General features: G+C 66.7%; 29 protein-coding genes. 16 read left to right on the top strand and 13 right to left on the bottom strand.

Annotation, left to right across the window (positions count from 1 at the left end; translation table 11 throughout):
- The first annotated feature begins 139 nt into the window (after positions 1 to 139).
- Positions 140 to 826, top strand: a complete 687-nt coding sequence (gene fasR, locus AC5Y5O_RS30345) for an HTH-type transcriptional activator FasR (protein ID WP_096285382.1) — start codon at positions 140 to 142, stop codon at positions 824 to 826.
- On the opposite strand, the gene AC5Y5O_RS30340 is transcribed toward fasR, so the two are convergent.
- Positions 813 to 1,085, bottom strand: coding sequence for a DUF3107 domain-containing protein (locus tag AC5Y5O_RS30340; protein ID WP_096285380.1), 273 nt, complete (start codon positions 1,083 to 1,085; stop codon positions 813 to 815). The two genes, fasR and AC5Y5O_RS30340, sit on opposite strands and share 14 nt — an antisense overlap.
- Before the next feature lie 197 nt (positions 1,086 to 1,282).
- Between AC5Y5O_RS30340 and AC5Y5O_RS30335 the strand changes: the two genes are divergently transcribed.
- Complete coding sequence (locus AC5Y5O_RS30335; RefSeq protein WP_423790883.1) at positions 1,283 to 2,053, top strand: MmpS family transport accessory protein; 771 nt, start codon at positions 1,283 to 1,285, stop codon at positions 2,051 to 2,053.
- Between the two features lie 3 nt (positions 2,054 to 2,056).
- On the opposite strand, the gene AC5Y5O_RS30330 is transcribed toward AC5Y5O_RS30335, so the two are convergent.
- Positions 2,057 to 2,752: a ferritin-like fold-containing protein gene (locus tag AC5Y5O_RS30330; protein ID WP_096285376.1), complete on the bottom strand. Its 696-nt coding sequence runs from the start codon at positions 2,750 to 2,752 to the stop codon at positions 2,057 to 2,059.
- Between the two features lie 247 nt (positions 2,753 to 2,999).
- Between AC5Y5O_RS30330 and AC5Y5O_RS30325 the strand changes: the two genes are divergently transcribed.
- Both AC5Y5O_RS30325 and AC5Y5O_RS30320 read left to right on the top strand, forming a co-directional pair.
- Positions 3,000 to 4,505 (top strand): DEAD/DEAH box helicase, encoded by a 1,506-nt coding sequence (locus tag AC5Y5O_RS30325; RefSeq protein ID WP_500028628.1) that lies wholly within the window; start codon positions 3,000 to 3,002, stop codon positions 4,503 to 4,505.
- Between the two features lie 14 nt (positions 4,506 to 4,519).
- Positions 4,520 to 5,731: an Rv3212 family protein gene (locus AC5Y5O_RS30320; protein WP_096285372.1), complete on the top strand. Its 1,212-nt coding sequence runs from the start codon at positions 4,520 to 4,522 to the stop codon at positions 5,729 to 5,731.
- Positions 5,732 to 5,734: 3 nt separating this feature from the next.
- Here the strand turns inward: AC5Y5O_RS30320 and AC5Y5O_RS30315 are convergent, their stop codons facing one another.
- Positions 5,735 to 6,535, bottom strand: coding sequence for a ParA family protein (locus tag AC5Y5O_RS30315; RefSeq protein ID WP_096290914.1), 801 nt, complete (start codon positions 6,533 to 6,535; stop codon positions 5,735 to 5,737).
- A gap of 74 nt (positions 6,536 to 6,609) precedes the next feature.
- Here AC5Y5O_RS30315 and AC5Y5O_RS30310 point away from each other — a divergent pair, with 74 nt between their 5' ends.
- From AC5Y5O_RS30310 to AC5Y5O_RS30300, 3 genes are read left to right on the top strand one after another with little or no spacing between them, the layout of a single operon-like run.
- Positions 6,610 to 7,221: an acid phosphatase gene (locus AC5Y5O_RS30310; RefSeq protein ID WP_096285370.1), complete on the top strand. Its 612-nt coding sequence runs from the start codon at positions 6,610 to 6,612 to the stop codon at positions 7,219 to 7,221.
- The gene (locus AC5Y5O_RS30305) at positions 7,218 to 8,318 is read left to right on the top strand and encodes an isochorismate synthase (protein ID WP_500028619.1); all 1,101 of its coding nucleotides are present in this window, start codon (positions 7,218 to 7,220) and stop codon (positions 8,316 to 8,318) included. Before AC5Y5O_RS30310 ends, AC5Y5O_RS30305 begins: the two co-directional genes overlap by 4 nt.
- Positions 8,315 to 8,797 (top strand): GNAT family N-acetyltransferase, encoded by a 483-nt coding sequence (locus tag AC5Y5O_RS30300; protein ID WP_500028616.1) that lies wholly within the window; start codon positions 8,315 to 8,317, stop codon positions 8,795 to 8,797. The genes AC5Y5O_RS30305 and AC5Y5O_RS30300 overlap by 4 nt, the downstream gene beginning before the upstream one ends.
- Here the strand turns inward: AC5Y5O_RS30300 and AC5Y5O_RS30295 are convergent.
- Positions 8,749 to 9,177: a hypothetical protein gene (locus AC5Y5O_RS30295; protein ID WP_500028634.1), complete on the bottom strand. Its 429-nt coding sequence runs from the start codon at positions 9,175 to 9,177 to the stop codon at positions 8,749 to 8,751. The two genes, AC5Y5O_RS30300 and AC5Y5O_RS30295, sit on opposite strands and share 49 nt — an antisense overlap.
- A 119-nt stretch (positions 9,178 to 9,296) precedes the next feature.
- Between AC5Y5O_RS30295 and AC5Y5O_RS30290 the strand changes: the two genes are divergently transcribed.
- Together AC5Y5O_RS30290 and whiB1 are read left to right on the top strand one after the other, a co-directional pair.
- Positions 9,297 to 10,262: a diacylglycerol/lipid kinase family protein gene (locus tag AC5Y5O_RS30290; RefSeq protein ID WP_096285364.1), complete on the top strand. Its 966-nt coding sequence runs from the start codon at positions 9,297 to 9,299 to the stop codon at positions 10,260 to 10,262.
- Between the two features lie 283 nt (positions 10,263 to 10,545).
- A complete protein-coding gene (gene whiB1 / locus AC5Y5O_RS30285; RefSeq protein WP_036467351.1) occupies positions 10,546 to 10,800 on the top strand; it encodes a transcriptional regulator WhiB1 in 255 nt (84 codons plus the stop codon).
- A gap of 61 nt (positions 10,801 to 10,861) precedes the next feature.
- Here whiB1 and AC5Y5O_RS30280 read toward each other — a convergent pair whose 3' ends face one another.
- Positions 10,862 to 12,364 carry a sensor histidine kinase gene (locus AC5Y5O_RS30280; protein WP_096285362.1) on the bottom strand — a complete coding sequence of 501 codons (1,503 nt, stop codon included), beginning with the start codon at positions 12,362 to 12,364 and terminating at the stop codon, positions 10,862 to 10,864.
- A gap of 48 nt (positions 12,365 to 12,412) precedes the next feature.
- Positions 12,413 to 12,628 carry a biotin/lipoyl-binding carrier protein gene (locus AC5Y5O_RS30275; RefSeq protein ID WP_066956294.1) on the bottom strand — a complete coding sequence of 72 codons (216 nt, stop codon included), beginning with the start codon at positions 12,626 to 12,628 and terminating at the stop codon, positions 12,413 to 12,415.
- Between the two features lie 215 nt (positions 12,629 to 12,843).
- Here AC5Y5O_RS30275 and AC5Y5O_RS30270 point away from each other — a divergent pair, with 215 nt between their 5' ends.
- Positions 12,844 to 12,918, top strand: coding sequence for a 50S ribosomal protein bL37 (locus AC5Y5O_RS30270; RefSeq protein ID WP_085976028.1), 75 nt, complete (start codon positions 12,844 to 12,846; stop codon positions 12,916 to 12,918).
- Between the two features lie 28 nt (positions 12,919 to 12,946).
- On the opposite strand, the gene rsrA is transcribed toward AC5Y5O_RS30270, so the two are convergent.
- Complete coding sequence (rsrA, locus tag AC5Y5O_RS30265; protein ID WP_096285360.1) at positions 12,947 to 13,243, bottom strand: mycothiol system anti-sigma-R factor; 297 nt, start codon at positions 13,241 to 13,243, stop codon at positions 12,947 to 12,949.
- The gene (locus tag AC5Y5O_RS30260; RefSeq protein ID WP_165796316.1) at positions 13,240 to 13,896 is read right to left on the bottom strand and encodes a sigma-70 family RNA polymerase sigma factor; all 657 of its coding nucleotides are present in this window, start codon (positions 13,894 to 13,896) and stop codon (positions 13,240 to 13,242) included. The genes rsrA and AC5Y5O_RS30260 overlap by 4 nt, the downstream gene beginning before the upstream one ends.
- 291 nt (positions 13,897 to 14,187) lie before the next feature.
- Between AC5Y5O_RS30260 and AC5Y5O_RS30255 the strand changes: the two genes are divergently transcribed.
- The gene (locus AC5Y5O_RS30255; RefSeq protein ID WP_096285356.1) at positions 14,188 to 15,048 is read left to right on the top strand and encodes an SDR family oxidoreductase; all 861 of its coding nucleotides are present in this window, start codon (positions 14,188 to 14,190) and stop codon (positions 15,046 to 15,048) included.
- Between the two features lie 12 nt (positions 15,049 to 15,060).
- The gene (locus AC5Y5O_RS30250) at positions 15,061 to 15,540 is read left to right on the top strand and encodes an aminoacyl-tRNA deacylase (protein WP_096285354.1); all 480 of its coding nucleotides are present in this window, start codon (positions 15,061 to 15,063) and stop codon (positions 15,538 to 15,540) included.
- Here the strand turns inward: AC5Y5O_RS30250 and AC5Y5O_RS30245 are convergent.
- Together AC5Y5O_RS30245 and AC5Y5O_RS30240 are read right to left on the bottom strand one after the other, a co-directional pair.
- Positions 15,537 to 16,421 carry a cyclopropane mycolic acid synthase family methyltransferase gene (locus AC5Y5O_RS30245; RefSeq protein ID WP_500028612.1) on the bottom strand — a complete coding sequence of 295 codons (885 nt, stop codon included), beginning with the start codon at positions 16,419 to 16,421 and terminating at the stop codon, positions 15,537 to 15,539. The two genes, AC5Y5O_RS30250 and AC5Y5O_RS30245, sit on opposite strands and share 4 nt — an antisense overlap.
- Positions 16,422 to 16,766: 345 nt before the next feature.
- On the bottom strand, positions 16,767 to 17,342 hold the full coding sequence (locus AC5Y5O_RS30240; RefSeq protein WP_500028611.1) for an HdeD family acid-resistance protein: 576 nt from the start codon (positions 17,340 to 17,342) through the stop codon (positions 16,767 to 16,769).
- Between the two features lie 132 nt (positions 17,343 to 17,474).
- Here AC5Y5O_RS30240 and AC5Y5O_RS30235 point away from each other — a divergent pair, with 132 nt between their 5' ends.
- Complete coding sequence (locus tag AC5Y5O_RS30235; protein ID WP_096285348.1) at positions 17,475 to 18,893, top strand: phytoene desaturase family protein; 1,419 nt, start codon at positions 17,475 to 17,477, stop codon at positions 18,891 to 18,893.
- Between the two features lie 46 nt (positions 18,894 to 18,939).
- Here the strand turns inward: AC5Y5O_RS30235 and AC5Y5O_RS30230 are convergent, their stop codons facing one another.
- Positions 18,940 to 19,689: an SDR family NAD(P)-dependent oxidoreductase gene (locus AC5Y5O_RS30230; RefSeq protein WP_096285346.1), complete on the bottom strand. Its 750-nt coding sequence runs from the start codon at positions 19,687 to 19,689 to the stop codon at positions 18,940 to 18,942.
- Between the two features lie 118 nt (positions 19,690 to 19,807).
- Between AC5Y5O_RS30230 and AC5Y5O_RS30225 the strand changes: the two genes are divergently transcribed.
- Genes AC5Y5O_RS30225 through AC5Y5O_RS30215 form a run of 3 tightly spaced genes read left to right on the top strand, consistent with a single transcriptional unit; the run spans position 19,808 to position 21,487 of the window.
- Positions 19,808 to 20,575: an SDR family NAD(P)-dependent oxidoreductase gene (locus AC5Y5O_RS30225; RefSeq protein ID WP_500028608.1), complete on the top strand. Its 768-nt coding sequence runs from the start codon at positions 19,808 to 19,810 to the stop codon at positions 20,573 to 20,575.
- Between the two features lie 3 nt (positions 20,576 to 20,578).
- Complete coding sequence (locus AC5Y5O_RS30220) at positions 20,579 to 21,196, top strand: TetR/AcrR family transcriptional regulator (RefSeq protein ID WP_500028606.1); 618 nt, start codon at positions 20,579 to 20,581, stop codon at positions 21,194 to 21,196.
- A gap of 54 nt (positions 21,197 to 21,250) precedes the next feature.
- Positions 21,251 to 21,487 (top strand): hypothetical protein, encoded by a 237-nt coding sequence (locus tag AC5Y5O_RS30215; RefSeq protein ID WP_096285340.1) that lies wholly within the window; start codon positions 21,251 to 21,253, stop codon positions 21,485 to 21,487.
- Here AC5Y5O_RS30215 and AC5Y5O_RS30210 read toward each other — a convergent pair.
- Positions 21,484 to 22,350 carry a 3-hydroxyacyl-CoA dehydrogenase family protein gene (locus tag AC5Y5O_RS30210; protein ID WP_500028604.1) on the bottom strand — a complete coding sequence of 289 codons (867 nt, stop codon included), beginning with the start codon at positions 22,348 to 22,350 and terminating at the stop codon, positions 21,484 to 21,486. The genes AC5Y5O_RS30215 and AC5Y5O_RS30210 overlap by 4 nt on opposite strands.
- A 32-nt stretch (positions 22,351 to 22,382) precedes the next feature.
- Entirely contained in the window at positions 22,383 to 22,688 is a 306-nt protein-coding gene (locus AC5Y5O_RS30205; protein ID WP_096290912.1) for a hypothetical protein, read from the bottom strand.
- Positions 22,689 to 22,969 lie beyond the last annotated feature (281 nt).

Here is a 22,969-nt window from a genome sequence, read left to right as displayed (position 1 = left end):
GACACCGGTTCTCCCCTGCGCAGACGGTGCCGATGCCGGTCGCAGGTACACCATGGGTAGTAATGTCTGTGCGACGAGCGGCGCGCGGCGGGCCTGTCAATATCCGATGGTCAGTCGCCACAATTCAAATGAGGACCAAGTGAGCGATCTCGCCAAGTCGGCGGCACGACGTGCCGTCAGATCGGGTGACCGCGGTCGGCCGAGTGACGGCATAGCGACCTCGAACCGGCGGGGGAACCGGTTGCCGCGCGACGAGCGTCGCGGCCAACTGCTGATCGTGGCCAGCGATGTCTTCGTCGACCACGGTTACCACGCGGCCGGCATGGATGAGATCGCCGATCGGGCCGGAGTCAGTAAACCCGTTCTGTACCAACACTTTTCCAGCAAGCTGGAGCTGTATTTGGCAGTGCTGAATCGCCACGTCGACAACCTGGTGTCGGGTGTGCAGAACGCATTGAGCACCACCACCGACAACCGGCGGCGGTTGCACGCGGCCGTTCAGGCGTTCTTCGACTTCATCGAGCACGACAGCCAGGGGTACCGGCTGATCTTCGAGAACGACTACGTCACCGAGCCCGAGGTCGCCGCGCAGGTAAGGGCGGCCACCGAATCGTGCATCGACGCGGTATTCGCGCTGATCAGCGCGGACTCCGGCCTTGACCCGCACCGTGCCCGGATGATCGCGGTGGGCCTGGTCGGCATCAGCGTCGACTGCGCCAGGTACTGGCTGGACTCCGACCGCCCGATCTCGAAGTCGGATGCGGTCGACGGCACCGTCGCATTCGCCTGGGGCGGGCTGTCACACGTGCCGCTTACTCGCTCTTAGCGCGCTTACCGCTGGCGTGCGCGCCGCTGTCTGACCCGATTCCGAAGCCGACCCGACGGCCGTCGGCGGCACCGATCTCGACGTAGGCGATTTTGGCGGAGTGGATCAGATAGCGGCGGCCCTTCTCGTCGGTGAGGCCCAGCAGACTCGAGCCTTCCCGCAGCGCGGCACTCACGGCCTCCTCGACCTCGGCAGGCGTCTGCGCGCTGGAGAAGACCAGCTCGCGCGGACTGTCCGTGATACCGACCTTGACCTCCACGATGGCCCCTTCCGTTGCTATTCCGTCGCAGGCGTGTCAAGCAGCAGGTTAGTGGACGCGGCCGGGGCGCTCCGAGCAGGAGGGTGACGGCGGGGAGTTCGCGGTAAGCGAAACGCTGTTGAAGGCAGATAACGATTGGCTCCCAGCCTGATCAAGGTGGCTCGCGGCGCCCGTTTTCGTCTTGTCACGTCAGTAACATCGGCATCATCAGACACACACTCGATGATCGCGCCGGCCTAGCTCGTGGCTTCGCCCACGACTACCCCGATGACGACGACTACGACGGAGCCGACTATGACGGCTACGACGATGACGAGTACGCCGAGGACGAGGACGCAGCCGACGAATACGAGTACGACGAGCTCAAGGAGCTCCTCTGGCCGATCGGCTCCTGGCGTCCGGCGGTCGCGCTGCTCGGCGCGGTGGTGGCGATCGGCGCGATCGCGACCGCGGTGATCATCAACAGCGGCGACAGCGCGTCGACGAAGGCCACCATCGCGCCGCCGGCCCCCACTACGTCCGCACCGCGGACCACAAGCCCGCCGAGCGCCACGCAACGCCCGGTGCCGAGCACGTCGCAAGCACCCCAGCTACCGCCGGAGACCGTCACCACGCTGAGCCCGCCGAGCGCGGCGCTGACGACTCCGCCGCTGGCCGTGTCGCCGCCCGCGGTCGTAGCCCCAACGGCCACAGTGAATCCCAGCACCATCTACTACAGCGTGACCGGGACGAAGACGCTGCTGGACCTGGTGAACGTCGTCTACACCGACGCCCGTGGCTACCCCCAGACCGAGTTCAACGTGTCGCTGCCCTGGACCAAGGTTGTGGTGCTGAATCCGGGGGTGACGACCCAATCGGTCGTCGCGACCAGCATCGTGGGCAAGGTGAACTGCGCGATCGTCAACGCGCAGGGTCAGGTCGAGGTGGCGTCGGCCAACAACTCGAACCTGGCGACCTGCACCAAGTAGGGCTCAGCCCAGACCGAGCTCGCGCATCCGCCGCTCGTGTGTTTGCTGCAGACGCTCGAAGAACGCGCTGAGCTGACCTAGGCCGCCGGTGCCCGACACCACCAGGTCCACCAGCTCGTCGTGATCTGCCAACAGGTACTGGGCCTGGGTGAACGCTTCGCCGTACAGCCGGCGGGCCCACAGCGCTAACCGGCTGCGCTGTTTGCCGCTCGCGGTCACCGCGGCGCGTACCTCGGCGACGACGAACTGCGAGTGCCCGGTTTCCGACAGGGCCGCGCGCACCACGTCGGCGACCTCGTCGGGCAGCTTGTCGGCGATCTCTAGGTAGAGGTCGGCGGCCAGCGCGTCGCCGATGTAGGTCTTGACCAGCGCCTCCAGCCAGGTGCTGGGCATCGTCAGCCGGTGGTAGTTCTCCAGCGCCGACACGTACTTCGACATGGCCGAAACGACGTCGACGCCGCGGCTTTCCAGCGCGTCGTGCAGCAGCTCGTAGTGCTGCATCTCGGCGGCCGCCATGCTCGCCATGGAAATGCGTCCCCGCAGGTCGGGAGCCATCCGAGCCTCGTCAGTCAGCCGGTAAAACGCGGCCACCTCGCCATAGGCGAGCACTGCGAACAGCTCGTTGACGCCCGGATGGTCCGCGGTCAGTCCTACGGAAGGTGATTCGTCTACTTGGTCGGCAGAGGAGGCCGAAGTCATGGGCATCACTGTAGTCGGCAGACCTGGAAGAAGATGGGGATGAGCTGTCGACCAGCTATCATGCAGATTGATAGTGGCTGTATTTCTTTGCACCGCCGCTATCGGCGAAATGTGCGTGCACAGCTGGCCCGCCCCATCTCAGCAGGGCCCGGTGACTCAGCGACTTGGAGTCGGAACTCGTGCGCGCGTGACCCGCGAGAAAAACCGACCCAATCGAATAAGTCACCGAAAGGTACATCACCCACGCATGACTGCATTGACGAACAAAACTGAACCCACCTTCGCCGAACTCGGCGTACGCGACGAAATCGTCCGGGCGCTCGCCGAGAAGGGCATTGAGCACGCCTTTGCCATCCAGGAACTCACCCTGCCGATGGCGCTGTCCGGCGACGACGTCATCGGACAGGCCCGTACGGGTATGGGCAAGACCCTCGCCTTCGGCGTGCCGCTGCTGCAGCGCATCACCAACGGCGGCGACGCGCGGCCGCTCAACGGCACACCCCGCGCCCTGGTCGTGGTGCCCACCCGCGAGCTGTGCCTGCAGGTCACCGAGGACCTGGCCGCCGCCGCCAAGCACCTGACCGCCGACGAGGGCCGCCGCCTGTCGGTGGTATCGATCTACGGCGGCCGGGCCTACGAACCGCAGATCGACGCGCTGCGCACCGGCGCCGACGTCGTGGTGGGCACCCCGGGCCGGTTGCTCGACCTCGCCCAGCAGGGTCACCTGCAGCTGGGCGGGTTGTCGGTGCTGGTGCTCGACGAGGCCGACGAGATGCTGGACCTGGGCTTCCTGCCGGACATCGAGCGGATCCTGCGCCAGATCCCGGCCGACCGGCAGTCGATGCTGTTCTCGGCGACGATGCCCGACCCGATCATCACGCTGGCCCGCACGTTCATGGTGCAGCCCACCCATATTCGTGCCGAGGCACCACACTCGGCGGCCACCCACGACACCACCGAGCAGTTCGTCTACCGCGCCCACGCGCTGGACAAGGTGGAGATGGTCAGCCGGATACTGCAGGCCGAGGGCCGCGGCGCGACGATGATCTTCACCCGCACCAAGCGCACCGCCCAGAACGTCGCAGACGAGCTGGCCGAGCGCGGCTTCAAGGTCGGCGCCGTGCACGGCGATCTCGGGCAGATCGCCCGCGAGAAGGCGCTCAAGGCGTTTCGGGCCGGCGACGTCGACGTGCTGGTGGCCACCGACGTGGCCGCGCGCGGCATCGACATCGACGACATCACCCACGTCATCAACTATCAGATCCCCGAGGACGAGCAGGCCTACGTGCACCGGATCGGCCGCACCGGACGCGCCGGAAAGACAGGTATCGCCGTGACCCTGGTGGACTGGGACGAACTGCCGCGCTGGACGGCCATCGACAAGGCGCTGAACCTGGGCTCCCCGGATCCGGCCGAGACCTACTCCAGCTCGCCGCACCTGTACACCGAGCTGGGCATTCCGGGCGAGGCCAGCGGCACCATCGGCGCGCCGAAGAAGTCGCCGGTCAAGCGCCGCGAGACCGAGCGCACCGAACGCACCACGACGTCGGAGAAGCCGGCGCGCGCCCGTTCGGCGAACCGGCGCCGCCGCACCCGCGGTGGGCAGCCCGTGAGCGGCCACCCGGCCGACAGCGACGGCGAAACCGCCGCGGAGACAGCCCCGGACGCGTCCGGCACCGGCAGTGCTAGCAGCAACAACCGTCGTCGCCGTCGTCGCCGCAAGCCGGCGGAAGCCACCACCAACGCCGGCTGAGCCGACGTCCAGGCATGGTCAAACCCGAACGCCGCACCAAAGGCGATCTGCTGGCCGCCGCGGCGATCGCGGCCGCCGTCGCCGCAATTGCCTCGCTGATCTGGTGGACCAGCGACGCCCGGGCCACGATCAGCCGGCCCGCCGCGACGCCGGCGCCCAACCCGGCCCCGGCCAAGCAGGTGCCGGCCGGCCTGAAGCAGCTGTGGACCGCGCCCAGCTCCGCCACCACGGCACCGGTGATCGTGGGCGGGACGGTGACCACCGGCGACGGCCGTGAGGTGGACGGCCGCGACGCCGGCACCGGCCAGACGCGCTGGACGTACTCCCGCGACACCGACCTGTGCGGCCTGTCCTGGGTCTACCACTACGCGGTCGCCGTCTACCGCGACGACCGCGGTTGCGGCCAGGTCAGCACCATCGACGGGACCACCGGCCGCCGGGGGGCTGCCCGCAGCAGCTACGCCGACCCGCGGGTGCGGCTGTCCTCGGACGGCACGACGGTGTTGTCGGTCGGCGATACCCGCCTGGAGCTGTGGCGCTCCGACATGGTCCGGATGCTGGCCTACGGCGAGACCGACGCCCGGGTGAAACCGTCGTCGCGGGGACTGCACTCAGGATGCAAGCTCTACTCGGGGGCGGCCAGCTCGTTGGAGGTTTCGGTGCTGGAGAGCTGCGGGAACCAGGGCGACCTGCGCCTGGCCCTGCTGCGCCCGGGCAAGGAAGACGACGAACCCCAGCAGCATCTCGTGTCCGAGCCCGGGATCAAGGCGAACTCGGGCGCTCGCGTGCTCACCGTCTGGCAAAGCAACACAGCCGTTTACCTGCCGGCGCCGCAGCCCCGGGTCGACGTGATCGACGAGATGGGCACCACGGTGGCGAGCACGCTGCTGCCCAAGGCGCCGACGGACTCGGAGGTGTCGCAGGCGGGCAACCTGGTGACCTGGTGGACCGGCGATTCGGTGTTGGTGTTCGAGGCAAGCACCCTGAATCTGCGCTACACCGTCGCCGCGGGCGACAAGACGGTCCCGTTGGGACCCGGCACCATGATGGCCGGCAAGCTGCTGATTCCGGTCACCGGCGGGATCGGCGTCTATGACCCCATGACCGGAGTCAATGAGCGCAACATCCCGGTGCAGCGGGCACCGAGCACCCGTGCGGTGGTCCCGGCGGTGTCGGGATCCCGGGTGTTCGAGCAGCGCGGCGACACCGTGGTCGCGCTGGGCTGACGGTTAAGCCTCGACGGAGAACGTCGGCAGCGGTTTGCCCGACTTCCAATGTTTGAGCAACGCCTGCGCCAGCGTGGAGTAGGCCAGCGCGCCCTTGTTCTTGCGTCCGGCCAGCACCGACGAGCCCGACGCGCTGGCCTCGGCGAAACGCACGGTGCGCGGGATCGGCGGTGCCAGCACCGGCAGGTCGTAGCGGTCCGCGACGTCGAGCAGCACATCGCGGGTGTGCGTGGTGCGCGAGTCGTACAAAGTCGGCAACGCACCCAGCAGCCGCAGGTTCGGGTTGGTGATCTGCTGGACATCGGCGACGGTGCGCAGGAATTGACCGACGCCGCGGTGCGCCAGCGTCTCGCACTGCAGCGGCACGATCACCTCGTCGGCGGCCGTCAGCCCGTTGAGGGTCAGCACCCCCAGCGACGGCGGGCAGTCGATGACGACGACGTCGAATTGGTCGGCGACTTTCGCCAGCGCGCGCTTGAGTGCGTACTCGCGCCCGGCCCGCATCAGCAGCATCGCCTCGGCGCCGGCCAGGTCAATGTTGGCCGGCAGCAGCGTCATTCCCTCCATCGTGGTGACCAGCGCGGCGCTCGGCTCGATCTCACCCAGCAGCACCTCGTGCACCGACACCGGCAACTTGTCGGGATCTTGACCGAGCGAGAACGTCAGACAACCCTGCGGATCCAGGTCGACGAGCAGGACTCGCTTCCCCTTTTCCACCATCGCCGCACCCAGCGAGGCAACCGTCGTCGTCTTGGCGACCCCACCCTTCTGGTTGGCGACCGCCAATACCCGCGTCTCACTCACACCTGCCATCCTGGCACGTTCGGGGCCGGGTGCCGGGGCGACGGGCCCACGAGTCTCGGGCAGAATCAGTCCACATGGGCTTGCACAACCATCGACTTGTACTGCTGCGCCATGGCGAGACCGAATGGTCGAAATCCGGCCAGCACACCGGCCGCACCGATATAGAGCTCACCGACACCGGCCGGCTGCAGGCCGAGCTTGCCGGGCACGTCCTGCGTGAGCTGAAGCTCACTGATCCGCTGGTGATCAGCAGTCCGCGGATACGAGCACTGACCACGGCCAAGCTGGCCGGTCTCGCTGTCGACGAGGTATCTGAACTGCTCGCCGAATGGGATTACGGTTCCTACGAGGGGTTGACGACTCCACAGATCCGGGAATCGGACCCGGATTGGCTGGTGTGGACCCACGGTTGCCCCGGCGGTGAGAGTGTGGCGCAAGTCAGCGCCCGCGCTGACCGGGCCGTCGCACTGGCGTTGGAGCACATGGCTTCGCGCGACGTGGTGTTCGTGGGTCACAGCCATTTCTCCCGCTCGGTCATCACCCGGTGGGTCGAACTGCCGCTGGTCGAGGGCAGCCGGTTCTGGATGCTCGCCGGCTCGATCGCCGTATGCGGATTCGAGCATGGCCTGCGCCAGCTCGCCGCGCTCGGACTGACCGGTCTCCCGCAGGCAATCGCACCCGGTTGAGCACCACGGAACCGCCGTTCGCACTGTGCGGCCCGCGCGGCACCCTGATTGCCGAAGGGGTGCGGGCGCACTACGACGACGTGGGCGCCGCCCAAGCCGCGCTGAGATCGGGATCCGCCCCAATTGTGTTGGGCGCATTGCCTTTTGACGTGAAACGACCCGCTGCGCTGCTGGTGCCGGACAGGGTGCGGCACAGCGACGGACCACCCGACTGGCCGACGGAGCCGCTGCCGAACGTGCGCATCGCCGCGGCCATCCCGCCACCGGCCGAATACCGCGTCCGGATCAGCCGCGCCCGCGATGAGCTGACCGCGCCGAACACCGCGCTGAGCAAGGTGGTGCTGGCCCGGGCGTTGCGGCTGGCCGCCGACGGCCCGCTGGACGCCCGTGTGGTGCTGCGCCGCCTGGCCACCAACGATCCGGCGGCCTACTGCTATCTGGCCGACCTGAGCGCCGCCGGTGCGGACTGCGCCGGCGCGGCCCTGGTGGGTGCGAGCCCGGAGCTTCTGGTCGCACGCTCCGGCGACCGGGTGAGCTGCCAGCCGTTCGCCGGTTCGGCCCCACGCGCCGCGGACCCCGAGCGCGACGCCGCCAACGGCGCCGCGCTGGCCGCCTCCGCCAAGGACCGCCACGAGCATCAGCTGGTCATCGACACGATGCGGGCCGCGCTGGAACCGCTGTGCGACGAGCTGACCATCGCACCCGAGCCGCAGCTGAGCCGCACCGCCGCGGTCTGGCATCTGTGCACACCGATCAGCGGCCGGCTGCGCGATAAGTCAACCACCGCAATCGATTTGGCGCTGACTCTGCACCCCACCCCGGCGGTCGGAGGCGTGCCCGCCGAGGCAGCGTCCGAGCTGATTGCCGAGATCGAAGGCGACCGCGGCTTCTATGCCGGCGCGGTGGGCTGGTGCGACTCCCACGGTGACGGCTACTGGGTGGTGTCCATCCGCTGTGCGCAGCTGTCGGCGGATCGCCGCACCGCCCTGGCCCACGCCGGCGGCGGCATTGTCGCGGAATCGGATCCTGACGCCGAAGTTGACGAGACCACAACGAAATTCGCCACGATTCTCAACGCGCTTGGAGTTGAGCAATGAGCGAAAGCATTCGTCGCGCCAAACCCGGAGACGCCGCCGACATAGCCGACATGATCCACGCGCTGGCCGAATTCGAACGCGCCGCCCAAGATTGCACCGTCACCGAAAAGCGGATTTCCGCAGCACTTTTCGGCCATTCGCCGATCGTGTACGGACATGTCGCCGAAGTCGACGGTGAGATCGCCGCGATGGCGCTGTGGTTCCTCAACTTCTCCACGTGGGACGGCGTCGGCGGCATCTACCTCGAGGATCTGTTCGTCCGGCCCGAATTCCGCCGCCGGGGCCTGGCCCGCGCACTGCTGGCGACCCTGGCGGCCGAGTGTGTCGACAACGGCTACACCCGGTTGTCGTGGGCGGTGCTGAACTGGAACGCCGACGCGATCAGGCTGTACGACGAGGTCGGCGGGCAACCGCAACGAGAGTGGACCACCTACCGGTTGTCCGGGGCGTCCTTGTCCGGGCTGGCCGGACCGCGCTGATCGCCTCCGGCTACCCAGCGCAGTGCGGCGGGGCTGAAGAGCAGGAGCAACACCGTCAGCGCCACCACGGCCAGCGGTATACCGAACGCCGCACGATGCGAACCGACCGCGAGGTACCAGGACACCGGCAACAACAGCAGCTGGGTGAACACCGCGAGCCCACGCCCCCAGCGCCGCCCAACGACCAACGCGCGACCGGCGGCCAGCACCACGCCGCCGATCACCAGGAACCAGAGCGCGGTGCCCAGACCGTTGACCACCCGCTGGTCGGCTCCGGCGATCGCACGCACCACCAGGACCGCGGCCATCGCCAGAGCGGCCAGCCCCTGCGCCGCGACAATGAATCCGGCGCCGCGGACGGCCGACGGGGGCGGTGGTATCTCCTGGTTGCGGCGGCCGCGGTTCACAGCGTCAGCGTAGCCACGCGGAACCCCCCATCCGCCGAGCCGTCGCTTCCCCCACAGCAAGGCCTTAACCGGCCCGCATAAGCTCGTGCATCATGCGTGCCGTTCTGATCGTGAACCCCGCAGCCACTTCCACCACGCCCGCCGGCCGCGATCTGCTGGCGCATGCGCTCAAGAGCCGCCTCGAGCTCACCGTCGAGCACACCAACCACCGCGGTCACGGGACCGAACTCGGCCACGCGGCCGCCGAGAGCGGGGTCGACCTGGTCGTCGTGCACGGCGGGGACGGCTCGGTGAGCGGGGTCGTCAACGGGATCCTGGGCCGTCCCGGCACGCCGCGGCCTGCACACGTCCCCGCCGTCGCGGTGGTACCTGGCGGTTCGGCGAACGTGCTGGCCAGATCGCTGGGGATCTCCCGGGACCCGGCCGCCGCCACCAACCAGCTGATCCAGCTGATCGACGACTACCGCCGCCACCAGAGCTGGCGGCGCATCAGCCTGATCGACTGCGGCGAGCAGTACGCGGTGATCAACGCCGGAATGGGCGTCGACGCCGAGGTGGTCGCCGCGGTGGAGGCCCAGCGCAACAAGGGCGTCAAGGTAACGCCGTTGCGGTACTGGCGGGTCGCGGTGCCCGCAACGATCCGCTACAGCCGCCGCGCGCCGGACATGACGCTGGAGCTGCCCGGCCGCGACCCCGTCTCGGGCGTGCAATTCGCCTGGGTGTCCAACACGACGCCCTGGACCTACAGCAACAGCCGGCCGATGGTGACCAACCCGGGTTGCAGCTTCGAGTCGGGCCTTGGCGTGTTCGCGGTTACCAGTTTGAAGGTGATTCCCACACTTCGATTACTGCGCCAGATTCTCGCGAAGAACCCGAACCCACAAGCCAACCAACTTGTCCGAGACGACGACACCGCTTGCGTGCGAATCAGTTGCAGCGCCGGGCCGGTGGCCAGTCAGTACGACGGGGAGTACCTCGGGCTGCGCGAATCCATGACGTTCCGATCGGTGCCCGATGCACTTTCCGTGGCGGCGCCGCCGCAAAGCAAGCCGTCCTGAACTGCGAAAACGCCACCCCATACCGGGAGAGCGCCCAAATATTCTCGGCAGGGTAATCGGCGAGTGTAGTACAACGGAGTGAGGGCTTGACTAAGCCTTAATCAAAGTGAGATAGCCCACGGCCCAACTCACGCTATTGACTTCTGTTGTGCCTGTGAAACGATCGAAAGGTTGCATGCAGAGATTGTGGGGGTACCAAACGGACCCTTACTCATGCAAGCGTTAAGAGCCGAAGAATAACGCCAGTGCGCGATGCTGCGCACATAGTGAGGAGTAACTACTTATGGATTGGCGCCACAAGGCGGTGTGTCGCGACGAGGACCCGGAGCTGTTCTTCCCGGTAGGGAACAGTGGCCCGGCGCTCGCGCAGATCGCTGACGCGAAACTGGTCTGCAATCGGTGTTCGGTGACCACGGAGTGCCTCGGATGGGCGCTGAACACCGGTCAGGATTCCGGTGTGTGGGGCGGCATGAGCGAAGACGAGCGGCGTGCGCTCAAGCGCCGCAACGCCCGGACGAAGGCCCGCAGCGGAGTCTGATCCCAGTCTCCAGACAGCGCGGCCCCGACAACTTGTCGGGGCCGCGCTGTTGCGTGGGTACCTACAGCAGCAACCTGGACCGACGGCCGATCGGCACCCGCAGCACCACGTCGGTGCCGCCGCGGGGCGCTTGGCGCATCCCCAAGGTGCCGTCAAGCTCGGCGGCCACCAGGGTGCGCACGATCTGCAGTCCCAGGCTGTCGGATTTTTCCAGGCTGAACCCGTCGGGCAGGCCGCGCCCGTCGTCGTGCACCACCACATCGAGCCAGCGCGCCGAGCGCTCGGCACGAATCGACACCGACCCCTCCGGGGCAGCCGGGTCAAACGCGTGCTCGATCGCGTTCTGCACCAGCTCGGTGATCACCATGATCAGCGCCGTGGCGCGGTCGGAGTCGAGCACGCCCAGATCACCGACGCGGTTGATCCGGATCGGGCGGTCCACCGACGCGACGTCGTTCATGATCGGCAGGATCCGGTCGATGACCTCGTCGAGATTGACCTGCTCGTCGACCGACATCGACAGCGCGTCGTGGACCAAGGCGATCGATGACACCCGGCGCACCGATTCGATCAGCGCCTCGCGGCCTTCGGCGTTGACGGTCCGGCGCGCCTGCAGACGCAGCAGCGCCGCGACCGTCTGCAGGTTGTTCTTCACCCGATGGTGGATCTCACGGATCGTCGCGTCCTTGGAGATCAGGGCCCGGTCCCGGCGCTTCACCTCGGTCACGTCACGAATCAGCACCGCGGCGCCCGCGCCGGCGCCGTGCACCACCAGCGGCAACGTGCGCAGCAGCACCGTGGCCCCGCCGGCGTCGACCTCCATGCGCATGCTCTTGCCGCCGGCCAGCAGGTCCTGCACGTGCTCGGCCATCTCCTGGGCTTCGAACGAATCCGAGATCAGCGGCCGCGTGATCCGGATGAGGTTGTGGCCCTCCAGCTCGCTGGTCAGTCCCATGCGGTGGTACGCCGACAGGGCGTTGGGGCTGGCGTAGGCGACGACGCCGTCGACGTCGAGGCGGATGAATCCGTCACCCACCCGTGGCGTGGAGCGGGACATGGCGACGTCGCGCACATCCGGGAAGGTGCCCTCCGCCAGCATGTGGACCAGATCGGCGGCGCATTCGCGGTAGGCGGTCTCCAGGTGCCCGGAGTTCTGATTGGCGGTCGGCGCCGTTTGATGCTGGGTGAGCACCGCGACCACCTGATCGCCGTAGCGCACCGGCGACGCCGCAACGTGCGGTCCGGGAAGCTGCCACGAATCCTGTTGGCTCGCTTCGTTTCTCAGCTGAGCGGTGCCCGACGCGAAGGTCTCGGCGACCAGCAGTAGGCGATCGGCGGCCACGACGCTGCCCACCGAATCGGTCTGTAGAACCGTCGGCGCGGTGTTGGGCCGGCATTGCGCCACGCACACCAGCACCCCGTCGTCGCGGCGAACCCACATCAGATAGTCGGCGAACGACAGGTCGGCCAACAGCTGCCACTCCCCGACCACGGCATGCAGGTGGTCCACGGCGTTGCCGGGCAGCATCGTGTGTTCGGCCAGAAGATCACCGAGCGTGGACATCAAATACTCCCGCGTCGTCCCACGGCGGTAGGTGCGAAGCGCCGGAGGCTAGCTGATGACGGCGATCAGATCGCCCGCCTGGATGACATCGCCGACGGCCACACTCACCTTGCTGATCGTGCCGTCGACCTCCGCCAAAACCGGAATTTCCATCTTCATGGACTCCAGCAGCACCACGATGTCGCCCTTGCCGATTTGGTCGCCCTCGTTGACAACGACTTCCAGCACGCTGGCCACGATCTCGGCTCGAACATCCTCGGCCATCTTCACCCCACTCGTTTCGGCCACTGCGCATGCTGGCTGGTCTGGGCTTCCATCTCAAGCTCATGTATATCGAACCACAACATCATCAGGCATACCGGCGCGCGGGCCGGTCCCCGGTGGGGTGAAAAAGCACACGCTGCGCCGTGCGAGAATTGACGGCAACCTGACGGGCGCCCAGCGCCTGAGATCATGACCGAACGACGGAGGTTCTCCCCATGGCCAAGCGTGGCCGCAAGAAGCGTGACCGCAAGCACAGCAAGGCCAACCACGGCAGGCGTCCCAACGCCTAACCGCTGGTAGTCGCGCTGGAGCGCCTTCCTACGATTCCCGGATGATCGTGGTGCGGCGAATCTCCAGCCGCAACCGCTCGCGCAGGCCCTCGGGGGCCTTGTCGCCGCTGCATTTGGTCGCGATCAGCGCCTTGAATTGCTCTTCGATCCCGAACAGCCGCAGGCATGGCGGGCATTCGTCGAGATGCTGCTTGAGCTTTTTCCGCGTCTCCGCCGTGCATTCGCCGTCGAGCAGCGTCCATACCTCGGCGATCAATTCAGCGCATTCGGCCTTCGTGCGCGGATCCGAGCCCGCCGGGGCGCCGTCGGGCGAAAACTCGCTCATGACGACACCTCCTCGTGCGTCTGCTGACTCCGGATGAACCCGCGGTCCTTGGCCACGTCTTCCAACAACGAGCGCAGCTGGCGTCTGCCCCGATGCAGCCGAGACATTACCGTTCCGATCGGGGTATCCATGATCTCGGCGATCTCCTTGTACGGGAAACCCTCGACATCGGCGTAGTAGACGGCCATCCGGAACTCCTCCGGCAGCGCCTGCAACGCGGCTTTGATCTCGGTGTCCGGCAGCGCCTCCAGGGCCTCGACCTCGGCCGAGCGCAACCCGGTTGAGGAGTGTTCGGCGTTGGACGCCAGCTGCCAGTCGGTGATCTCCTCGGTCGGATACTCCGCGGGCTGGCGCTGCTTCTTGCGATAGCTGTTGATGTAAGTGTTGGTCAGAATCCGGTACAGCCACGCCTTGAGGTTGGTGCCGGCCCGGAACGACCGAAATCCGGCGTAGGCCTTAACCATCGTTTCCTGCAGCAGGTCCTCGGCGTCCGCGGGGTTGCGCGTCATGCGCAGCGCGCCGCCGTAGAGCTGGTCCAACAGGGGAATCGCGTCGCGCTCGAAGCGCGCGGTCAGCTCCTCGTCGGTTTCTTCAACAGGCTCGACAATGTCGGAACCGGTCACTCCGTCTGGGCCATCGTCTAAGTCGGCCATCTCGATTAACACGGTCCCTTCCGTTGCAGCGTCGCCACCCAGCACTGCTAGCGACACCGAACTCGCAAACAAGCGAGCCAACTGCTCTGCGCCTATTGAACTGCCTAACAGGCTTGTCGCCGTTGACACCAGATCCTCCTCCCAATCTAGAGGCTGCGACCGACAATGTTTGCCCGGGTCGCTCACATGCGTTTGTCGAGACCGACATGATCAACAGCACCAGCCGACGTGCTATTTCCGGTGCCAGGTCCCCCCAACCGACCGGTTGGGACCGGGCGTTACTGTGACGCCATGTCCCATGCCACGTCATTGCAAGGCAAGACCATGTTCATCTCCGGCGCCAGCCGCGGTATCGGCCTGGCCATCGCCAAACGCGCCGCACAGGACGGCGCCAACATCGCACTGATCGCCAAGACCGCCGAGCCGCACCCGAAACTGCCGGGAACGGTGTACACCGCCGCCAAGGAACTCGAAGAGGCCGGCGGCCAGGCCCTGCCGATCGTCGGCGACGTCCGTGATCCGGAATCCGTAGAATCCGCGGTGGCCAAGACCGTCGAGCAATTCGGCGGCATCGACATCTGCGTGAACAACGCGTCGGCGATCAACCTGGGGTCCATCGCCGAGGTCCCGATGAAGCGGTTCGACCTGATGAACGGCATCCAGGTGCGCGGCACCTACGCCGTGTCGCGAGCGTGCCTGCCCCACATGAAGGGCCGGGAGAACCCGCACGTCCTGACGCTGTCCCCGCCGGTGCTGCTCGGCCAGGAGTGGCTGAAGCCTACGGCGTACATGATGGCCAAATTCGGCATGACGCTGTGCGCGCTGGGCATCGCGCAGGAGATGCGCGCCGATGGCATCGCGTCGAACACGCTGTGGCCGCGCACGCTGGTGGCCACCGCCGCGGTGCAGAACCTGCTCGGCGGCGACGAGGCGATGGGCCGGGCCCGTAAGCCCGAGGTCTACTCGGACGCGGCCTACATCATCCTGAACAAGCCGTCCAAGGAATTCACCGGCAACATGCTGCTGTGCGAGGACGTGCTGCTGGAAAACGGCGTCACCGACCTGTCGGTCTACAACTGCGTGCCCGGCGGCACTCTCGGCGTCGACTTCTGGGTAGACGGCGTCAACCCGCCGGGGTACAGCGGGCCGTAAAAGGGCACTGACGTGGCCGCGACGCCGGCGTTGGCGGCGCTGACCAAAGCCGGTGTGCCGCACGAGGTGGTGAAGTTCGGCCACGATCCACGCGACCACTCGTTTGGTTCCGAAGCCGTCAAAGCGCTGGCCAAGCTCGGTATCGCGCCCGGGCAGATCTACAAGACGCTGGTGATCGCGGTGCCCGACGGGCTGGCCGTGGCCGTCGTGCCGGCCCCCGCCCGGCTGTCGCTGAAGGCGGCCGCCGCGGCGCTGGGCGTGACCAGAGCGACGCTGACCGAACCCGCGGTCGCCGAGCGGACCACCGGGTACATCGTCGGCGCGGTCTCGCCGTTCGGTCAGCGCAGAGCGCTGCCGACGGTCGTCGATTCCAGCGTGCTGGCCTGGGAGCGGGTGTTCTGCAGCGCCGGCCGCCGCGGCTGGGACGTCGCCGTGGCCCCGCAGGATCTGATCGGCGTCACCGGCGCGGTCACCGCCGGCATTCAGGCCTAGCCCTTGGTGAGGGTGAACTGCGCGACGTCGGTGTAGCCCTCGCGGAACAGGTCCGCGCAACCGGTCAGGTACTTCATGTACCGGTCGTAGACTTCCTGCGACTGAATCTCGACGGCCTCGTCGCGCCTCGCCTCCAGCGCGGCCGACCAGTTGTCGAGGGTGCGCGCGTAGTGCAGCCGCAGCGGCTGGTAGCGGTCGAGCGTGAACCCGGCACGCTTGGCGTGCTCTTCGACATTCTTGGCTTGTGGCAGGTCCCCGCCCGGAAAGATCTCGTCCATGATGAATTTCATGAAGCGGATCTTGGTCATGGTGATGGGCAGTCCGCGGTCGGCGAATTCCTCGTCGCTGGGCTTGATGATGGTGTGCAGCATCATCACCCCGTCATCCGGCAGCGCCTCATAGGCCATCTTGAAAAAGTCCGGGTAGCGATCGCGGCCGAAGTGCTCGAAGGCGCCGATTGACACGATGCGGTCGACCTTCTCGTCGAACTGCTCCCAGCCCTGAAGCAGCACCCGCTTGGTTCGCGACGACGGGTGGTTGTCCAGGCGCTGCTGCACGTGCGCCTGCTGATTGCGGCTCAGAGTCAGGCCGACGACGTTGACGTCGTACTTCTCGAGTGCGCGCACGACGGTGGTGCCCCAGCCACAGCCGATATCGAGCAGCGTCATGCCGGGTTGCAGTCCGAGCTTGCCCAACGACAGGTCGACCTTGGCGTACTGCGCCTCTTCGAGCGACATGTCGTCACGCTCGAAATAGGCGCAGCTGTAGGTGCGCGTCGGGTCCAGGAAAAGCGCGAAGAACTCGTCAGAGAGGTCGTAGTGCGCCTGCACGTCCTCGAAATGCGGCTTCAAGCCAGGAGTTTCATTTTCTTTTGAGGACAAGGCACAACTTTCTCGATCGCGTGTGAATGGGCTTTACGGTGTGCGATCGAACTGGATCGACTCCCCCAGGTGTCACAGTGTATAGAGCGCCCGTGGCGCACCCGCGCAGCTCATCTTCAGCAAACAACACGAGCCCGCTGATTGTCGGCATGCTTCCTCCTAGCCGACTACCGCCGTCCGTGCTGCCCCGCGGTTAGCAAACCTTGAAACGTGTCACCCGGGCACGGGCCGCACTACGGCCTGATCGACAGCCGGTGCCGCACCGGCATCCCGCGACCGGCCGTCCTGCACACAACGCCGACCGCATGCGATCGGCGTTGTGCTGCAAGGGATTTCGTTGTCAGGTCAGGCAGCCTTCGCCCGGTTGCGAACTTGGATCGCACTGATCACGTCGACGATGCCGATGGCGATCAGCCAGCAGCCGGCGACCAGGGTCAGCACGGCGATCGAGTGCAGCGGCGAAACGATCAGCACGGCGCCGCCGACCACGATCACCAGCCCGGACAGCGCCTGCCAGCCGCGGCCGGGCATGTGGTCGAAGGACAATGCCGCGGCCAGCAGCGTCATCCCGCGGAACAGCCAGCTGATGCCGATCCAGATGGCCAATAGGGTGACCGCCTCGAATTCTTCGCGGAAGCAAAAGAATCCCAGAATCAGCGACACGATGCCGGTGATAAACGTCAGCACCCGCATCGCGGCGCCGGCGTGCGACCCGAAGGCGGCGAACACGTAGCCGATCCCGGAAACCACCAGGTAGATGCCGAACAGGACGCCGGCAACAAACAGTGTCTGTCCTGGCCAGGCCAACACGATGACACCCAGCGCGATCGCCAGGATGCCGGTGAGGAGGAGCACTTGCCATGCGCTGCGGGCAAGTTGCCGAAGAGGACCTTCGAAAACGGTATCGTCGCGAATAGTCATCTCAATATCATTAGCCAAAATTGGTGAAAAGAAAATGTCCGCGGCGACACAATTCCGTATCGCGCACGGGTATTGACAACAATGCCGGATCCGAGGTGCTGAGGTACCGTGCGCTCGCGGTAACGTGCAACGATGAGTACCGCAGTGGTGGTGGGCAGTGGGCCCAACGGGCTCGCCGCCGCAATCCGCCTGGCCGCCAAGGGCGTGCAGGTCACCGTGCTGGAAGCCGCCGACGAAGTCGGCGGGGGCACCCGCAGCACCGAAGCAATCGTTCCCGGCCTGCTGCACGACCATTGCTCGGCGATTCACCCGATGGCAGTCGGCTCGCAATTCCTCAACGGCTTCAACCTGCAGCGGTACGGATTGTCGTGGCGCTGGCCGGAGATCGACTGCGTCCATCCGCTCGACGACGGCAGCGCCGGCGTGCTGTACCGCTCGGTCGAGCAGACCGCGGCCGGCCTGGGTCGTGACGGGTCGCGCTGGCGCCTCGCGTTCGGCTACCCGGCCTCGCGTTTCGACGCGTTGAGCGACGACATCATGGGGCCGCTGCTGCGGGTCCCGCACCATCCGCTGATGCTGGCCCGGTTCGGTGCGCCGACGGTGCTTCCCGCGTCGACGTTCGCACGGGCGTTCCGCACCGAGAAAGCCCGGGCGTTGTTCGGTGGTATTGCGGCCCACTCCTTCCGGCCGCTGCACTACCCGATGACCTCGGCCATCGGGATGGGCATCATCACGGCCGGGCACCGGCACGGCTGGGCGGTGGCCGCGGGCGGATCGCAGTCGATTGCCAACGCGATGGTCGCTCTGCTGAGCGACCTGGGCGGCAAGATCGAAACCGGTGTCCGGGTGCAGAACACGTCGCAGCTGCCGCCGGCCGACGTCACGATGTTCGACCTGGCGCCAAGCGCGGTCGCCGGCATCCTCGGCGACCGTCTCCCCCGCCGAATTGCGGCTGCCTTCACCAGATTTCGGCGTGGACCCGGCGCGTTCAAGGTCGACTTCGCCGTCGAGGGCGGCGTGCCCTGGACCAACCCGGACGCGCACCGGGCCGGCACGGTGCATCTGGCCGGCAGCTACGCGGAGCTGGCCGCGGCCGAGCGCGACATCCACGCCGGGCGCATGCCCGAGCGGCCGTTCGTGCTGATAGGTCAGCAGTACCTGGCCGATCCGCAACGGTCAGTGGGCAATACGCATCCGGTCTGGACCTACGCGCACGTCCCCAACGGCTACGCCGGCGACGCCACCGAGGCGATCATCGCCCAGATCGAGCGATTCGCGCCGGGATTCTCCGAACGCATCGTCGGCCAGACCGTTCGCACCACGACGCAGATGGCGACGTTCAACGCCAACTATGCCGGTGGCGACATCATGACCGGCTCGAAGGACATTCGCCAGCTCACCTTCGGACCTCGAATCACGCTGTCGCCCTACAGCATTGGCATTCCCGGCATGTATATCTGTTCGGCGGCCACCCCGCCCGGTCCCGGCGCGCACGGCATGTGTGGCGCCAACGCCGCCAACCTCGCGCTGGACTACCTGGCCGCCAAATAGCGCGCGTTCAGCAGGTGACCACCACCTTGTCGGCGGCATCTGATGTCTAGACCGTCAGGTATCCGCCGTCGACGGCGATCGTGCTGCCGGTGATGTAGGAGGCGGCGTCGGTACACAAGAACAGCGTCGCACCAGCGCAGTCCTGGGGTGTTCCGGGTCTGCCCAACGGGGTGTGGAAGCCGATCTCGACGTCCATCACCTCGGGAATTCCCATGGCCGGTTGTGTCATTCGGGTGTCGATCAGCCCCGGCGCGATTGCATTGACCCGGATGCCGTCGTGGGCCCACCGACGGGAGAGGTTCATCGTCAACGCGACGAGGCCCATCTTCGAGGAGGCATACCCCGGGACGAACACCGCCGAACGGAACGCGGACATCGAGACCACGCTGACGACACTGGCCCCGCCGGCCGCCTTGCTCGCCTTCAGCCGCTCGTAGCATCGCATCGTCAACCGCATGGGGCCCAGCATGTTCTGCGTCACCGATGCGACGTAGCCGTCCGGGTCGTACTCGTCGCCGGCGGGATACAGCCCACCGGCGTTGTTGATCAAGACGTCGAGTTCACCCAGCGAGTCCGCCAGCGCGTCGACGGCGTCGGGATCCTGAATCTGGCACTGGCGGTAGGTGAATGCGCTCAGATCCGTATCGGGATAGTCGGCGGTCGACCCGCGAGTCCCGGTCACCGTGACGGCGGCGCCCGCCGTGGCGAATGCGGCGGCGATCGCGTTGCCGATGCCGCTGGTGCCGCCGGTCACCAGCACATTGGCGCCGGTGAAGTCGAACTGGATGGAGTTCATCTGTCGTCCCTCAATTCGTTGATGGATTCGGCGAGCCAGACCCCATCAGAAGGCATTGCCGGTGAATTCCGGCCATGCCGTGCGATCCTCTATAGTTCTAGAGGTAAAGTCAATATCCATGGGACTACGCGGCTTGGCCGAAAGGGTTGCGGTCGTGGTCGGCGGGGCCACCGGCATCGGCGCCGCGACGGCCGGCCGGCTCGGGGCGGAAGGCTGCCGGGTCGTCATCGGCGACGTCGCGGCCGACGCCGCGGCGCAGACCGCCGCCCGCATCTGCGCCGCCGGCGGCACGGCAACCCACGTCGGGTTCGATCTCGCCGATCCAACGTCGGTATCCAACCTGATCGATTCGGCCGCAACGACTTACGGCGGAGTGGACCTGCTGTTCAACGTCGGTGCGGACATGAGCACGATCCGGGCCGACACCGATGTGGTCGACATCGACTTCGACGTGTGGGATCGCGTGATGGCCGTCAACCTGCGCGGCTACGTCGCCGCGATGAAATACGCCATTCCGCGCATGCTCGCCAGCGGCGGCGCGATCGTCAACATGTCCTCGGCGGCGGCGTTCCAGGGCGAGCCGGCCCGGCCCGCCTACGCCACCGCGAAGGCCGGCATCGGCGCGCTGACCCGCCACGTCGCATCGCGGTGGGGCAAGCAAGGCATCCGCTGCAACGCGGTGGCGCCGGGCTTCACCGCGACCGAAGCCATCCGCTCGGTTCCGCAGTGGCCGGACCTGCAGGCCGGTGCGCTCAAGCGCATTCGCGGCACCCGCGTCGGGGCTCCGGAGGACATCGCCGCACTGGTCGCGTTCCTGCTGTCCGAGGAAGGCGAGTGGATCAACGGTCAGGTCGTCAACATCGACGGCGGCACCGTCCTTCGGTGAGTCATGGCAGCCAGCAGCGGGTCCCGGAAACGCAACGGCGACGAGCGCCGTCGCGCACTGTGTGACACCGCGATCCAGGTGCTGGCCGAGCAGGGATCGCGCGGGCTGACGCACGGGCAGGTCGATCGCTACGCGGGAGTGCCGGAGGGCACCACGTCGTACTACTACCGCACCCGGGCCGCGCTATTGCGCGGTGTCGGCAAGCGGGTCGCCGAGATCGACGTCGCCAACCTGCAGACGGTGATCGACGAGCCGCTCGACCCCCCCTCGCCGTTCGCGCACCTGGCCGAGCTGACCATGATGCAGGCCGACGGGCCCGGGCTGATGCTCAACCGGGCGCGGCATGAATTGCTGATGGGGGCGGTGCGCGATCCCGATGTCGCCGAGACGTCCAAGGCGTTCGCCGCCCGGATGAACGCGATGACCCGCGAGGCGATCGCGCATCTGCAGCCCGGTACCGACGACCCCGAACTGCTCGATGCGCAGACGACGGCCGTCACCACGTTCATCGCGGGTGTCTTCACGCGGCTCGCCGGCGGCGACCGCACGATCAGCAACGCCGAGCAACTCACTGGGCTGCTGGAAGCCGTGGCCACCGCGGTCTCGCTGCAGCGGGCCTGAGCATCGCGGCGAAAACCCCTATGCGGCCGCCTGACAACGCTTAACGTGTTGCCCATGAACATGAAGCGACTCGTCGCCGGCGGTGTGCTGGCTGTTGCGGCGTTGATGACGGCCGGACTGGGCGTCAGCAACGCCGACACGATTCAGACCGAGGGCAACTACCCGACACGGCAGGCGTGCCAGGACGCCGGCCCGGGCGTGAAGGCGTCGACGCCGGGCAACTGGAACAACTTCTGGTGCGTGCCGGACCGCAACGTCAACGGCAACTGGAAGCTGGTTCTCAGCAACTAGTAGCTGTAGAAGCCCTCGCCGGTCTTGATACCGAGCTTGCCGGCGTCGATGTAGGACTGCAGTAGATCGCGCACGCTCTTCGGTAGGTGCGGAAGCTCGGCGGCGTAATGGTTCTCGATGTCGAGCACGACGTCCAGGCCGACCAGATCCATCATCTGAAACGGGCCGACCGATACGCCCAGGGCGAGCTTGAATATGCCGTCGATATCCTCCGGGCGGGCCACGCCCTCGGCGACCACCGCCAGCGACTCGCGCTTAATGGCCGCCCAGATGCGATTGAAGATGAAACCCGTGCTCTCCTTGCGCGCTTCGAAGGGCTGCACGCCGAATTCCGGTAGTACCGCCAGCAGCGTGTCGAGCAGACCCCGGTCGGTCTGGCCATTCGACATCAACTCGATCGCGTTGATGTCCGGTGGCATATAGAAGTGCATGTTGCACAAACGTGTTTTGTCGCTGATGTTTTCGACCATCAGCCGCGATGGGATGGACGACGAGTTGGTTCCGAAGATGGTGCCCGCCGGCGCCGCCCGGTCGATCTCGCCCCACAACGGAATCTTGATCTCGAGCTTCTCGGGGACCGACTCGACGGCCAGCCACGCGTCGTCCAACGCCTCGTCGAGCGACGCGGTGGCGGTTACGACGCCGACTTCGCCAAATCCCCTGTCGGCCAATACCTTCGGTAGCGCTTGTGCCACATACTCGATGGCTTCGTCACGTTGTTCCTTGCGCCGCGCGTAGATTCGCACCGTTCCGCCCCGGGTGGCGAACATCAGGGCGATGCGGCGGCCCAGAGTACCCGCGCCGATCACCGCGACGGGGCGGTCTTTGATGTCTTCGAAGGTGTAGGTGTACGAACCAGTCACATGTGCATGGTAAAGCTCCAGGGGCCAGTTCCTTACAAGTCGTCGCGGTGGCGGGTGCCGGACTTCGCCAGTCCCCGGCTCACCATGTAACCGACACTGAGAATCACGACGTACAGCCAGGCCTTGTCGGCATGGAAATAGTCGTTATGCCCGTCGTTCGTCTTGACAAGGTAAGACGCAAGCAAGACTGCGACGGTCGCCACGATGAAGACGATGAATTCCGTTGTCCGGTAGAAAGGTTTGGTTTCGGCGCCGCGCCGGCCGAGGGGCCGAACGGGCGGTGCGTCTGCATGCTTCGCATCGGACGAATGTACTGTCACGGGATTGCCGGTCGTCATGAATTTCTCCTTTCGGATGCCGCCGAACGGATTCGGCTGCAATGCTTTTGGGTGAGCAGATCCGGATGAGCGTGGACGCCCGCGGTTCGGTGACCGCCCGGGCGGCAATTGACGCCAGCGTCTTGAGCAGCAAATCCAAGCCCTTTTCAGGGCCACCCAGCGAGTTCCGTGCGAAACTACGCAGATCTCGGCCGGGTGTCGTTGTGCCCGCCTCGTAGCGACAATCGGCGTGGGCTTGGGCTGGCAGGCTGGGGCCGGTCGCCTGCCGCAGCGGGTCGGCT

Source organism: Mycobacterium sp. NGS40, from assembly GCF_059812735.1.
This window is presented reverse-complemented; position numbering and strand designations above follow the sequence as displayed.